The sequence below is a fragment of the Streptomyces chartreusis genome (genome assembly GCF_008704715.1).
GTDB lineage: Bacteria > Actinomycetota > Actinomycetes > Streptomycetales > Streptomycetaceae > Streptomyces > Streptomyces chartreusis.
In genome coordinates, this window is record NZ_CP023689.1 from 4,782,049 (window position 1) to 4,794,988 (window position 12,940).

A 12,940-nucleotide genomic window follows, 5' to 3' on the forward strand; every position below is an offset into this window, starting at 1 on the left:
GCGGGTTCTGGCGGTGCTGCCTGTCACCTTCACGTCGATCGGGGACCGGCACTTTCGACACTGCGAACCGAGTGGTGCGTCCGCGCGCTACGCGGCGATGACGGCGACCCCGGTCCTGCCGCCGTCCACATCCACCACGGTCCCGTGCCGCCCTCCGGCACCGGGGGCAGGATCACGCCGGGCGAGATGGCTGAGCGGGCCCGGCGCCGCCGGGGGCCGGTGGGGATCAGTCGACCGGCGTCGTCTTCTTGCGGGCGCGGTAGGCCGCCGCCTTGATCTTGTTGCCGCAGGACTCCATCCCGCACCACTGCCGGCGCATGCCGCGCGAGCGGTCGATGTAGGTGCGGGTGCACTCCGGGTTGCCGCACTCCTTGAGCAGGGGCACGTCCGGGCCGCTCAGCAGCTCGACGGCGTGCCGGGCCACCATCGACAGGGCCTCCTCCGGCGTCGCCTGCGTCCACCGCCCCGACGGGGTGAGCTGCGGCACCGCGGGCGGCTTGCGGGCCGCGTTGTTGACGACGGTCAGCGCGGCACCGTCGTACTCCTCACCGAGCCGGCGGGCGGTGATCAGCCCGTAGACGGCCTCCCGTACGGCCCTCGCCTGCTCGACGTCGGCCTCCTGGCCCGGGGAGACCGCGTCGACGAGGCCCGACTCCACGTACCATGCGTTCAGCCTGTCCGGCGTCACGAACATCTCGAAACGCACCGTACGGCGCGCTCTGAGCGTCGCTGCGAAGTCGAGGGCCGGGTTGCCGCAGACGAAGACATGGTCGAGATTCACATCACCATTCTGACCGGTGACCGCCATCCCGGGCAACCACTGCCGCTCACAGGCCCAGATCGACGGCGAGGCAGGAGTAGAACCTCCAGGACCCCTCCGGGTCGTGGGTATGGCGTGCCGGGTCGTCCGGTGTGGCCTGCTTCTCCTCGACCATGTCCGCGTAGCGGATCCGCTCGGGCAGCGCGCCGAACCGCGCCCGGCGTGCCGCCGAGGCGTTGTCCGTGCCGTTCGTGTTCTCCATGACCGGATTCCTTTCCCGTTCCTGAATCACTTGCCCAGCAGGTGATCCGCGTCGATGACGGCCTGAGCGAAGGCGGCGGGCGCCTCCTGGGGCACGTTGTGGCCGATGCCCGCGAGGGTGCGGTGCTCGTAAGCGCCGGTGAACCGGTCCCGGTACGAGGCGCCGCCGCCCGGCGCGGTGAAGGGGTCGCGCTCGGCGTCGAGGGTGACGGTGGGCACCCCGATGACCGGTCGGGCGGCGAGCCGCTTCTCCAGCGCGTCGTAGCGGCGCTCGCCGTCGGCGAGGCTCAGCCGCCAGCGGTAGTTGTGGATGACGATCGCCGCGTAGTCGGGGTTGTCGAAGGCCGCGGCGGTGCGCTCGAAGGTGGCGTCGTCGAAGTCCCAGGTCGGGGAGACGGTGTCCCAGACGAGCCGGGTCAGGTCGCGGCGCAGGTCCTTGTCCTGCATGGCGAGCCGGCCGCGCTCGGTGGCGAAGTAGTACTGGTACCACCAGGCGTACTCGGCCTTCGCCGCCAGCGGGTTCAGGTTCGCCTCCCGGTTGGTGACGAGGTACCCGCTCACCGACACCAGCGCCTTGCAGCGCTCGGGCCACAGCGCGGCCACGATGTCGGCGGTGCGCGAGCCCCAGTCGAAGCCGGCCAGTACCGCCTTCTCGATCTTCAGGGCGTCCATCAGGGCGATGACGTCGAGGGCGATGGCCGACTGCTGGGCGTTGCGGAACGTCCCCGCGGAGCGGAACCGCGTCGTGCCGTGCCCGCGCAGATACGGGACGAGCACCCGGTACCCCTGCTCGGCCAGCAGCGGGGCCACGTCCACATAGCTGTGGATGTCGTACGGCCACCCGTGCAGACAGATGACGGCCGGACCGTGGGCGGGGCCCACCTCGGCATAGCCGACGTCCAGCAGACCGGCCCTGACCTGCTTCAGCCGGGGGAAGCCGGTGTGCGCGGCGGGGGTGCCGAGGGGCGCGCCGAGGGGCGCGCCGGATGCGGCGTACGCGCTCTGCGCACTTCCCGGTCCGGCCAGCGACACGGCGGCCGCCCCCGTACCGAACCCGAGTGCCTTGCCGAAGCTACGCCTGCTGATCATGCGGGTCCCTCCAAGGGATGCGTGTACCGGCTGATGCGATGACTGACTTTCACACGCGATTTCGTCACCAGTCAAGCCGGTGACGAATTTTGAGGATCGATAGCTACTCCTGCGGATGATGCGCTAGCGTGAGATCACGTCACCGCTTGAACCAGTGACGAAAGTGACGCACTTACCGACTCACGAGATGGAGATCAGTCATGGCCGTCAGCTACACAGCCGTGGTGAACGTCGACGGAGAGGGCCGCAACGGGGGCCGTGTCCGTTCGGAGGACGGGATCCTTCAGACGACGCTGGCCATACCGAAGGAGTTCGGCGGCGCCGGCAACGCCACCAACCCGGAGCAGTTGTTCGCGGCGGGCTGGGCGGCCTGCTTCCTGGGCGCCGTGCGCCGCGCCGCCACCGAGCGCAAGGTGCGGCTGACGAGCACCGCCATCACCGCCGAGGTCACCCTGCACCACGGCGACGACGGCGAGTTCGGCCTGGCCGCCGTACTGAACCTCGAACTCGGCGGCGTGGACCGGGAGACCGCCGCGGAGCTGGGCGCGGCGGCGCATCAGATCTGCCCGTACTCCAAGGCGACCCGCGGGAACATCCCGGTCACGATCAACGCGACGGCCGCCTGACCGGGTCCGTCGGCTCCCGTCGGCTCCCGTCCGCTGCCGTCGGCTACACGGACGGCGCGACGGGCAGCAGTCGATGGCCGCCGCCGTCCACGGTCACGCGGCCGGCCGTGGGCGGCGGGAAGTGGGTGCCGAGGACGAGGGTGTCCGTGCCGGCGGCGGAGGCGAGCAGTTCACGGCGGGAGCGTTCGGCGCGCTCCGGGTCGATGTCGACGCAGGAGCCGATGGCGGGGTGGGCGAGCTGCACCGGGTGATGGACGCAGTCACCGGTGATCAGGGCCTTCCCCCCGTCGGCGCCGGTGAGCCGGACCGCGAGGTGGCCGGGGGTGTGGCCCGGCGTGGGCAACAGGCGTAGCCCGGGCGCGAGTTCGGCGCCCTCGGGCGGGACGTCGACGAGGTCGAGCAGCCCGGCCGCCTCGACGGGGAGCACGGAGTCGTCGAACATCCGGCGGCGCGGCTCGTCCATGGCGTACCCGGCCCAGAACTCCCGCTCGACGCGGGAGGTGACGTAGCGGGCGCCCGGGAAGGTGGGCACCCAGGCGCCGTTCACCTCGCGGGTGTTCCAGCCGACGTGATCGGTATGCAGATGGGTGAGCACGACCAGGTCGACCGAGTCAGGCGGGAACCCGGCGGCGGTGAGGCGGTCGAGGTAGCCGGTGCGCAGGTCGTGCCAGACGGGGTTCGCCCGGGTCTTGCCGTTGCCGATGCCGGTGTCGACCAGGACACGCAGGCCGCCCGTCTCGAACGCGAAGCTGTGGCTGTCCAGACGCAGGGTGCCCTCGGGGTCCGCGAAGTCGGGACGCAGCCAGTCGTGCCGTCCGACCACGTCGGCGGTGGCGTCGGGCAGCAGCCAGGCGCCGGTCGCGGGTGGCAGCGGGACCTCGTCGACGCGGTGCACGGCGATGCCGCCGATCGTCCAGAAAGGGACCGGCGCCGGGGCCTGTGCCGGGGTGCTGGACATGGGACTCCTCCAGTAAACGCAACAGGTTTGCCTTAAGGCACCGTAGGCTCTACAGTCGCGCTAAGGCAAACAGTTAGCTTTTACGAGCTTTACGCCGTCGGAGAGCACCCGGGAGAGAAGCCCATGTCCGCCGATGAACTCACCCCGCCGGACGCGGCCCGCTGGGCCGCCCGAGCCGGACTGCCCCTGGAGGACGCCCGCCACACCGCGGTGGCGGCCACCGCCCAGCACATCCACTCCGTCGTCTCGGTCCTGCGGGAGCTGGACTTCGGCGACACCCCGCCCGCCTTCGCCTACCGAGCGGGAGGGGCGGGCCCCGATGCAGCCCTCTGAACTGTCCCTCGTCGCCGCCGCGGACGCGATACGACAGCGGCGGCTGTCCCCCGTAGAGCTGGTGGACTCCGTCCTGGACCGGGTCGAGCGCGTGGAGCCGCGGCTCGGGGCCTACGTCTCGGTCGCGGCCGGGCAGGCACGCCGCTCGGCGCTCGAGGCCGAGCGGGAGGCGGCGGCCGGCCGCTTCCGCGGCCCGCTGCACGGGATCCCCATGGCCCTCAAGGACCTGATCGACGTCGCGGGAGCACCGACGACGGCGAGCTCGCGCGTGCGGGCCGGCGACCGCGCCGCCGACCACGACAGCACCGTCGCCGCGCGGCTGGCGGCGGCCGGCGCGGTCCTGGTCGGCAAGACCCACACGCACGAGTTCGCCTACGGGCTGACCACCCCGCAGACACGCAACGCCTGGAACCGGGAGCGGGTCGCCGGTGGCTCCAGCGGCGGATCGGCCGTCGCCGTGGCCGCCGGGACGGCGACCTTCGCCCTCGGCACCGACACCGGCGGCTCGATCCGGGTGCCCGCCGCCCTCAACGGCGTCGTCGGCCTGAAACCGACGTACGGCCTCGTCCCCCGCCACGGAGTGACCTCGCTGTCCTGGTCGCTGGACCACGTCGGCCCGATCACCCGCACCGTGGCGGACGCGGCCGCGGTCCTCGCCGTCCTGGCCGGGCACGACCCCCGCGACCCGGCGTCCCTCCCGCACACCCCCGGCGACCCGCGACCGGCCGCGTACCCGGACGCCACCGGGGACACCGACCTGACGGGGCTTCGCGTCGGAGTCCCCCGCAACCACTACTTCGACCACGTCGACCCGCAGGTGGAGGCCGCCGTCCGGCACGCGGTCGGCCGCCTCGGGACGCTCGGCGCCCGGCTCGTCGAGGTCGAGATCCCGATGACCCGCTACCTCCGGGCGACCCAGTGGGGCCTGATGGTCCCCGAGGCCACCGCCTACCACGAGCGGACCCTGCGCACGGTGCCCGAGCTGTACGGCGCCGACGTCCGTGTCCTGCTGGAGGCGGGCGAGCTGATGACGGCCGGCGACTACTTGCGCGCCCAGCGGGCCCGGACGCTGATGCGCCGGGAGTGGGCCCGCATGCTGGAGCGGGTCGACGTGATCGCCGCCCCGACGGTCCCGACGACCGCCGTACCCGCCGACCGGCAGACCGTGACCTGGTCCGACGGCACGGTCGAGAGCGTCTCCGACGCCTACGTACGGCTCTCCGCCCCCGCCAACATCACCGGGGTGCCCGCGCTGTCCGTGCCGGTCGGCCACGACCGCGCCGGGATGCCGATAGGGATGCAGCTCCTCGGGCACCCGCTCGGGGAGGCGGTGCTGCTGCGGGTGGGGCACGCGTACGAGCGGACGGCGCCCGCCCGTGAGCTCGCGCCGGTGGCCTGAACAGGGGCCAGAATGTAGGCCGGAAAAACGTCGTTCGAGGTGGAGACGATGGCTCGCAGACAGATGGTGCGCCCAGGCGGGCGCAGCGCCCGGGTCCAGGCATCGGTCCACACCGCCGTACGCGAACTGGAGTCCGAGGTGGGGCGCGACGCCCTGACCGTGCCGCTGGTCGCCCAGCGCGCCGGAGTGACCCCGTCGACGATCTACCGCCGCTGGGGCGACCTGAACGAACTCCTCTCGGACGTCGCCGTCGAGCGGCTGCGCCCGGAGACGACGCCGCGGGAGCACGGCGACCTGCCGTCCGACATGGCGGCCTGGGCCGAGCAGTTCCTGGACGAGATGGCCTCCCCCACCGGCCGCGCCTACATCCGCGACGCCCTGCTCGGCGACCCGGACGGCGGCAACGCCGGCCGGTGCTCCGCCTACGCGGCCGAGCAGATCGACGTCATCGTCGGCCGCGCGAAGGACCGCGGGGAGGACACCCCCGACGTCGAGACGCTGATCGACGGCGTCGTGGCGCCCTTGATGTACCGCGTCCTGTTCCGCCCCGACGGGCTGGACGCCGCCTACGCCCGTGACCTGGTGACGGGCATCCTGGAAAGAGGTGCGGCTGCCAACGGGTGAACCTGCCGGGCGGGCGGTGGCGGCCGGTCCGGGAGCGGGAAGGCCCTTGCTCGTACCGGACCAGCGACGGGCAGGGAGCGTCCCGATGCCGAAGTTCCTCATCCAGGCGACCTACACGTCCGAGGGCACCAAGGGGCTGCTCAAGGAAGGCGCGAGCGGCCGCCGCGCCGCCGTGGACCAGGTCGTCAGCGGCCTCGGCGGCAAGGTCGAGGCCATGTACTTCGCGTTCGGGCAGGACGACCTCGTCATGATCATCGACTTCCCCGACCCGGTGTCCATGGCCGCCGTCAGCCTCACCGTCAAGGCCAGCGGAGCCCTCCACACCCGGGCCACGCCCCTGCTCACCGTCGACGAGATCGACGAGGCGTCCCGCCGCCAGGTCGCGTTCCGCGCGCCGGGGTCGTAGCGCCGCCGCCTCCCGCGGCCGAACGGCGTCGGGCCGGCGTGGAACTCCTGGGGCGGGGCGGACGTTGGCCGGGTGACACGCGAAGCGCACGAGGACTACCGGAACGACCGGGCTGAAGCCGAGGTGGCACTGATGGCGATGTGGGATCGGATCAAGGACCAGGCCAAGGGGCTGCAGCAGCAGGCCCAGGGCGCACGGGGAGCCGGTGGACACGGGCGGCCCGGGACGGGCTCCGGCGGACACGGACGGTCGGGCGGGGGATCCAAGGCGCAGCTGGTCAGCACGCTGAAGTCCCAGCTCACCTCGCTCAAGACGGAGCTGAAGAGCGGCGCCTACCGTGACGCCAGCATGGCGATGTGCGCCCTGGTCGCCGCCGCCGACGGGAACGTGGACCCGGCCGAGCGCCAGCACGTGGAGTCGCTGATCCTCAACAACGACGTCCTGCAGAACTTCCCGTCCGAGCAGCTGCGCCAGCGGTTCAACAAGCACGTCGACCAGATGTCGTTCAACTTCCAGCAGGGCAAGGCAGAGGCCCTCCAGGAGATCGCCAAGGCCGCGAAGAAGCCCACGGAGGCCCGCGCGGTCGTACAGACCGGCTTCGTCGTGGCGGGCGCGGACGGCTACATCGCCCCCGCCGAGGAACAGGTCCTGCGCGAGGCATGCTCGGTACTCGGCCTCCCCACCCAGGAGTTCGGCCTCTGACACAGGGGCCCTCCGGCCACCGGCACACCGACCCCTCCGTCCTGTGACGCAGATCACGGGAAGTCGGTCCATGGTGCCGGACAGCTCATTGAAGTGAGCACTCATATGCGAACCCGGGTACGGGCCGGGGAATCGAGCGCGTTCGCGGAGCTCTTCGACAGCTACGCCCGTGCGGTGTACAACCATGCCTTCCGGCTGACCGCCGACTGGTCCGTGGCCGAGGAGGTGATGGCCGCGACCTTCCTGGAGGCATGGCGGCTGCGGGACCGGGTGGACGCCGAGGGCGGGTCGCTGCGGCCCTGGCTGCTGGGCATCGCCACCAACACGGCCCGCAACCAGTACCGCAGCAACCGGCGTTACCGGGCCGCCGCCAATGCCGCCGCCGCGGCGGAGCTTTCGGTGCCCGACCACGCCGACGAGGTCGCCGACCGGGTCGACGACCGGCACCGGCTGACGCTCGCCCTGTCCGCCCTCGCCAAGCTGCGCAGACCCGAACGCGAGGTCGTCACGCTCTGTCTGGGCGAGGGCCTGGACTACGAGGCCGCCGCGCTGGCGCTGGGGATCCCCGTCGGCACGGTGGCCTCCCGGCTGTCCCGGGCCCGCAAGAAGCTGCGCGCGCACGCCGAGGACGCGGCGGCCCGCCCCGCGGCCGGGACGCCGTACGGAAAAGTTCGTGGAAATCGGGAAGGCGGCCGGCCCGCCCGACAGACAAGAGGTGATCACACGAGCGTGATCCGGCCCGCACAGGAGGGACACCGATGAACGCGAACACGCCCCGGCCGCACCCGGCCGACACCGACCGGAGCACCTCCGAACTGCTCTCGGGAACGGCGCGTGACCTGCCGTCGGGCCGCCACGAGTTCCACAAGGAGCGTCTGATGGCCCAGATCCACGACATGCAGCGCGCCGAGCGCACCGCGACGCCGGCACCCGCGCGGAAGCGCCGCCTGCGCCTCCCGCGCCCGGCGGTCACGCTGCCCCTGACGGCGGTCGCCGTGGCCGCGGCGGTCGTCGCCGGGGTGTGGCAGACCGGCAGTGGCGGCGTCAGGGAGAGCGGCGTCGCCACCGGACCCGCGCTGACGACGAAGATCGGCACGGCGACCACCAAGGGCGTGCCCCAGTTGATCGACCGGATCTCGCTGGCGGCGGCCGACACCTCCCACCCGGACGTCAAGCCGGGCCAGTTCATCTACATCGAGTCCAAGTCCGCCGACACCTTCGTGAAGCACGTCGGCGACGAGTCCAGCCTGGCCAGTCACGCCCTGCACACCCGTCAGGTGTGGGAGTCCGCCGACGGCACCGAGGGCTGGCTGATCGACCCCGCGGTCAACGACAGCTCCGAGGGCGAGACCCTGAGCCTGCCCGACGAGCAGGGCAACACCCCCGAGGCGACGCTGAACGCCCCCTCCTTCGACTACCTCGCCAAGCTCACCACCGACCCCGACGAGCTCCTCGTGAAGATCTACAAGGAGACCGAGGGGATGGGCAACACCCCCGACCAGCAGGCGTTCACCACCATCGGTGACCTGCTCATCGAGAGCTACCCGCCGGCGGACCTGTACCCGGCGCTGTTCAAGGCCGCCTCGAAGATCCCCGGTGTGGTCGTGGTCGACGACGCGGTGGACGCCGCCGGACGGCACGGCATCGCGGTGGCCCGGCTCGACGAGACCAGCGGGCAGCGCGAGGAATGGATCTTCGACCGGAAGACCCATGTCTTCCTCGGCGAGCGCTCCGTCCAGGTCCGCAAGGGCACCGGCGACGACGCCCTGATCACGCCCGGCACGGTGCTGTTCACCAACGCGATCATGAAGCGGGCCGTGGTCGACGAGATGAAGCAGACCCCGTCGCAGGCGGGCTGACCCGCAACGCCCCTACCCCTGCCGCCCCTTCCCTCACCGGTGGTGCGGCGGCGGGGGCGGCATGGTCGTCAGATCGGGGGCGGGCTCTGGCCACACCAGCAGCAGCGGGCAGGGGGCGTGGTCGACGACGAACCGGCTCGCCGGGCCCAGGCTGTGCGGGCCGAGGCGGGCACGGTCGCCGTCACGGGCCAGGACCAGCAGATCGGCGCCCTCCGTGGCGGCGACGACCTCACGCTCGACACGACCGGTGCGCTCCACGCGGGTGCAGGGCCGGCCCAGGCGCTCGGCGGCCGCTTGCAGCAGGCTCTCGGCGGAGGCCGCGGCGAGGTGTTCGACGCGGTTGCCGGGATCACGCTCCGGGTGACCGCGGCCGAGCAGCCCCGCGAACGCGCCGTGCGCGGCGTCCGCGACATCGTGCCCGGTGACGTGCAGCAGGACGACCTCGGCGTCCTCGGGGGCGTGCGCACGCGCGGCGTCCACACAGGCGGGCCAGGTGCCCTCGACGACCCAGACGACCACCGCCATGGGATCAGCCTCCTCCGATCACGGCCAGTGAGGCCCACAGTGCCAGCACCGCGGCGCACAGGCTCGCCGGTACCGCGAACAGGCCGAGCCGCGTGAACTCCCGCAGCTCCACCTCCGCGTCATGGGCGTGGACGATACGCCGCCACAGCAGGGTCGCCAGCGATCCGGCGTAGGTCAGGTTGGGGCCGATGTTCACGCCGAGCAGCACGGCGAGGACGGCGCCGGGCCCGGAGCCGGAGGCCAGCGGCAGCAGCACCAGCACCGCCGGCAGGTTGTTGATGACGTTCGCCAGTACGGCGGCCAGCGCGGCGATCCCGAACAGGGCCGCGAGCCCGGTGCCGTCGGGGATCAGCTTCCCGAGGGCCGTGTCGAGCCCGTTGTCCACGACCGCGCGGACCACGATCCCGAGCGCCAGCACGAAGGCCAGGAACGGCACCGACGCGGAACTCACCAGCGCCTTCGGCGTCGTACGGCGGCGCAGCAGCGCCCGCACCGCGAGCACCGTCGCGCCGGCCAGCGCCGCCCAGGCCGGGTCGACGCCGAGGGCCGAGGTCAGCACGAACCCGGCGAGTGTGCCGGCCACCGTCAGCAGGGCGAACAGCGGCAGTTCGGGGGCGTCGCCGGTGGCCGGGGCCTGCGCGCCGGCGTCCAGGTCGGTGGCGAAGAAGCGACGGAAGACGACGTACTCGACGGCGATCGCCGCCAGCCACGGCAGTGTCATCAGCGCGGCGAACCGGGTGAAGCTCAGCCCGCTGGCCGCGAACGCCAGCAGGTTCGTCAGATTGGACACCGGCAGCAGCAGGGAGGCCGTGTTCGACAGGTGGGTGCAGGCGTAGACGTGCGGCTTGGGGCGGGCGCCGAGCCGGGCCGCGGTGGCGAACACGACCGGGGTGAGCAGCACGACCGTGGCGTCCAGGCTCAGTACGGCGGTGATCGCCGACGCGGCGACGAACACCTGCGCCAGCAGCCGGCGCGGCCGGCCCGCCGACGTACGCGCCATCCACGCCCCGCACCACTGGAACAGCCCCTCGTCGTCGCAGAGTTGGGCGAGTACGAGTACGGCGGCGAGGAAGCCGATCACCGGCCCGAGCCGTTCGGCCTCGTCCAACGCGTCGCCCACCGAGATCGCCCCGGTGGCCATCACCAGCGCCGCGGCCGGTACGGCGACCACGGCCTCCGGCCAGCCGAAGGGACGGACGACGGCGCAGACCAGCACGAGCACGAGCATGGCCACGGACAGGGTCTCCGCGAGCGGGGTGTTCAGCGTCGGGTCCTTCCGGGCATGTGCGGGTCCTTGCGAGCGACGACGGACGCCCCGCCGCTGACTCTCGCCGCACGGTACTCCGTCGAGGTGAGCACGCCCCTTGCCCGAGCGCCGCCAACCCCCGGTCGGCGGCGCCCCCGATGCTTTCGGCGTTACCCCAGCGCCCGCACCCCGGCAAGGTTGTCGTCGAGCGTGCGGCGGCAGTACGCGAGATGGTCGGGGCCGTAGCCGCGCGGGCCGCACTCCACGACCAGCAGCAGGCCCAGGTACAGGTGGTACAGGGCCAGCCGGTGCCGCAGCGCGGGGGTGAAGTGGAGGGCGCCGCCGGCCTCGGTGTAGCCCGCGACCAGGTCGCTGTCCGGGCCGGTGGGGCCGCCGTAGGCCAGGGAGACCAGCTCGGCCGCCGGGTCCCCCCAGAACGCCCGCTCGTGGTCAATGAGTCCGGTGATGCGGGGCCGCCGGTCGCTGTCGCCGGCGTCGATGAAGATGTTGCCGGGCCACAGGTCGGAGTGGACCAGCCGGGGTTCGGTCACCTCGTCGAGCGCGTCGGTGCCCTCGGCGAGCAGGGTGCGGATGTCGGCGGGCGGCACGCCCAGCGGGGAACGCCAGCGCTCGGCGTCATCCAGGAGCGCTTCGACCATGGCCGTGAAGGCGGTCCGCCAGTCCGGGGCGGACAGCGCGGACTCGGCGGCCGGGTAGCCGAACCGGCCGTCCTCGGGGGCCAGGGTGTGCAGCCGGGCGGCGACGGCGCCGAGTTCGCGGCGCAGCGCCCGCTGGGTGGACGCGGGCAGCCCGTCGCCGGCCTTGTCCCACGGGGTGCCGTCCAGGACGGACACGGCGATGAACTCCTCGCCCGCGTGCAGCAGTTCGGGCGTCGGCACGCCACCGCCGGGCAGCCGCGCGATCCGGCGGTAGACCATGGCCTCCGTGGCGAGGATGCCGCGCTCGTAGCGCAGGACCGAGGTGTCGGGCAGCGGGGCGACCTTCACGACGGCGCGGCGGCCGTCGTCGAGCCGGACGCGGTACGCCGTGTTGAACCAGCCGTCGGTCAGCTCGGCCTCCAGCCGGCACCCGCTCCCGAGGGAGCCGAGGAGCAGGGCGTCGAGGTCCTCGGGCGACAGGTGGCGCTTGGTCAGGCTCTGCATGGCGGCACGCTTTCGGACGGGAGAGCGACGAGGAGTCGCTTACGGGAGCGCTCCCACAGTGCACACAGTGCCGACCGCGCCGCCACCCGGTCAAGGGTGGCGGCGCGGGCCGCTCACGCCTCCTCGGGCCGGAACGTGACCGATCGGCCGGTGAATTCGGCGTCCAGACCGTCGGCCGTGGTCGTGACCGAGCGCAGTCGCAGGCCGTCGGGGATGTTCCGCAGCCGGATCGGCCGCTCGAAGATCCTGTCGAGGATCGCGCTCCCGGCATCGGGCAGCGAACCGCCGGTGACCTCGAAGTCCTCGAAGGCGATGCGGTTTCCGGAGACGGCCGAGACGGTCGTGGTCACCGTGACCTCCTGGCTCAGCGGCAGCAGGACGACCGCGCTCACCCGGCCCGGGCGGTCACCCCGCGAGATCTCCAGGCCGAGCGCTCCGGAGACGTCCGCGTACGACAGGAACGCGCTCGCCCGCGCGCTGCGGGCCCGGGCCTCGCTGTCGTCGTCGGCCTTGGTCAACCCGTCGAGCCGGAGTGAGAGTTCGGACACCGGCAGCGGGCGGGCGCCGCCGCGCGCCGGTATGTCGTGGGCGGTGATGTCGACATGGCGGAGGGTGCCGGAGGCCGCCTGCGTCACGACCGGGAAGCCCCGCACCTCGACCTCCGGCGCCTCGGGCGTGCCCATGCCCTGCTGGAACGCCTTCGCCGTACGGGACTCGATGCGCGCGGCGACGACCCGGTCGACGGCGACGGGGAGGAGGGCCAGGGCGACGAGGCCGGCGGCGGCGAGGGCGAGCCTTCGTCGGCGGGGTCGGGGTCGGGGCCGGATCCCGGGGAGGTACGGCTCGTCCCGTGAGGGCTCGTAGCCATAGGCGTGGTCGTCATAGCCCTGGCCGTCGTAGGCGTGGCCGTCGTAGCCCTGGCCGTCGTAGGCGTGGTCGTCGTGTCCGTGCTGTGTCCGGTGCATGGGAGTTGCCCTCCTCGGGGCGTG

General features: G+C 72.7%; 16 protein-coding genes. 8 read left to right on the plus strand and 8 right to left on the minus strand.

The window, feature by feature from the left end; all coding sequences use genetic code 11:
- Window positions 1-226: 226 nt before the first annotated feature.
- Genes CP983_RS20710 through CP983_RS20720 form a run of 3 tightly spaced genes read right to left on the minus strand, consistent with a single transcriptional unit; the run spans window position 227 to window position 2,110 of the window.
- Window positions 227-781: a CGNR zinc finger domain-containing protein gene (locus CP983_RS20710; protein WP_107905317.1), complete on the minus strand. Its 555-nt coding sequence runs from the start codon at window positions 779-781 to the stop codon at window positions 227-229.
- 46 nt (window positions 782-827) lie between these two features.
- The gene (locus tag CP983_RS20715; protein WP_150501047.1) at window positions 828-1,022 is read right to left on the minus strand and encodes a hypothetical protein; all 195 of its coding nucleotides are present in this window, start codon (window positions 1,020-1,022) and stop codon (window positions 828-830) included.
- Window positions 1,023-1,048: 26 nt separating this feature from the next.
- Window positions 1,049-2,110 carry an alpha/beta fold hydrolase gene (locus CP983_RS20720; protein ID WP_150501049.1) on the minus strand — a complete coding sequence of 354 codons (1,062 nt, stop codon included), beginning with the start codon at window positions 2,108-2,110 and terminating at the stop codon, window positions 1,049-1,051.
- A 200-nt stretch (window positions 2,111-2,310) separates the two neighbouring features.
- Here CP983_RS20720 and CP983_RS20725 point away from each other — a divergent pair, with 200 nt between their 5' ends.
- On the plus strand, window positions 2,311-2,736 hold the full coding sequence (locus tag CP983_RS20725) for an organic hydroperoxide resistance protein (protein WP_150501051.1): 426 nt from the start codon (window positions 2,311-2,313) through the stop codon (window positions 2,734-2,736).
- A 43-nt stretch (window positions 2,737-2,779) separates the two neighbouring features.
- Here the strand turns inward: CP983_RS20725 and CP983_RS20730 are convergent, their stop codons facing one another.
- Window positions 2,780-3,694: an MBL fold metallo-hydrolase gene (locus CP983_RS20730; protein ID WP_150501053.1), complete on the minus strand. Its 915-nt coding sequence runs from the start codon at window positions 3,692-3,694 to the stop codon at window positions 2,780-2,782.
- Between the two features lie 123 nt (window positions 3,695-3,817).
- On the opposite strand from CP983_RS20730, the gene CP983_RS20735 reads away from it, so the two are divergent.
- From CP983_RS20735 to CP983_RS20765, 7 genes are all read left to right on the plus strand, one after another.
- Complete coding sequence (locus tag CP983_RS20735; protein WP_150501055.1) at window positions 3,818-4,027, plus strand: hypothetical protein; 210 nt, start codon at window positions 3,818-3,820, stop codon at window positions 4,025-4,027.
- On the plus strand, window positions 4,014-5,426 hold the full coding sequence (locus tag CP983_RS20740) for an amidase (RefSeq protein WP_150501057.1): 1,413 nt from the start codon (window positions 4,014-4,016) through the stop codon (window positions 5,424-5,426). The genes CP983_RS20735 and CP983_RS20740 overlap by 14 nt, the downstream gene beginning before the upstream one ends.
- A gap of 63 nt (window positions 5,427-5,489) precedes the next feature.
- Window positions 5,490-6,050: a TetR/AcrR family transcriptional regulator gene (locus tag CP983_RS20745; RefSeq protein ID WP_150506748.1), complete on the plus strand. Its 561-nt coding sequence runs from the start codon at window positions 5,490-5,492 to the stop codon at window positions 6,048-6,050.
- Window positions 6,051-6,135: 85 nt separating this feature from the next.
- The gene (locus tag CP983_RS20750; RefSeq protein ID WP_093866284.1) at window positions 6,136-6,456 is read left to right on the plus strand and encodes a GYD domain-containing protein; all 321 of its coding nucleotides are present in this window, start codon (window positions 6,136-6,138) and stop codon (window positions 6,454-6,456) included.
- A 132-nt stretch (window positions 6,457-6,588) separates the two neighbouring features.
- The gene (locus CP983_RS20755; RefSeq protein ID WP_107905318.1) at window positions 6,589-7,158 is read left to right on the plus strand and encodes a tellurite resistance TerB family protein; all 570 of its coding nucleotides are present in this window, start codon (window positions 6,589-6,591) and stop codon (window positions 7,156-7,158) included.
- 105 nt (window positions 7,159-7,263) lie between these two features.
- The gene (locus CP983_RS20760) at window positions 7,264-7,920 is read left to right on the plus strand and encodes an RNA polymerase sigma factor (protein WP_150501058.1); all 657 of its coding nucleotides are present in this window, start codon (window positions 7,264-7,266) and stop codon (window positions 7,918-7,920) included.
- Complete coding sequence (locus CP983_RS20765) at window positions 7,917-9,017, plus strand: CU044_5270 family protein (protein ID WP_150501060.1); 1,101 nt, start codon at window positions 7,917-7,919, stop codon at window positions 9,015-9,017. Before CP983_RS20760 ends, CP983_RS20765 begins: the two co-directional genes overlap by 4 nt.
- Window positions 9,018-9,050: 33 nt before the next feature.
- Here CP983_RS20765 and CP983_RS20770 read toward each other — a convergent pair whose 3' ends face one another.
- The 4 genes from CP983_RS20770 to CP983_RS20785 form a co-directional block, all read right to left on the minus strand.
- Entirely contained in the window at window positions 9,051-9,542 is a 492-nt protein-coding gene (locus tag CP983_RS20770) for a universal stress protein (RefSeq protein WP_150501062.1), read from the minus strand.
- 4 nt (window positions 9,543-9,546) lie between these two features.
- Window positions 9,547-10,806, minus strand: a complete 1,260-nt coding sequence (locus CP983_RS20775) for an SLC13 family permease (protein ID WP_150506750.1) — start codon at window positions 10,804-10,806, stop codon at window positions 9,547-9,549.
- A 152-nt stretch (window positions 10,807-10,958) separates the two neighbouring features.
- Complete coding sequence (locus CP983_RS20780; protein WP_150501064.1) at window positions 10,959-11,951, minus strand: phosphotransferase family protein; 993 nt, start codon at window positions 11,949-11,951, stop codon at window positions 10,959-10,961.
- A 113-nt stretch (window positions 11,952-12,064) separates the two neighbouring features.
- Window positions 12,065-12,916, minus strand: a complete 852-nt coding sequence (locus CP983_RS20785; RefSeq protein WP_150501066.1) for an LmeA family phospholipid-binding protein — start codon at window positions 12,914-12,916, stop codon at window positions 12,065-12,067.
- Window positions 12,917-12,940 lie beyond the last annotated feature (24 nt).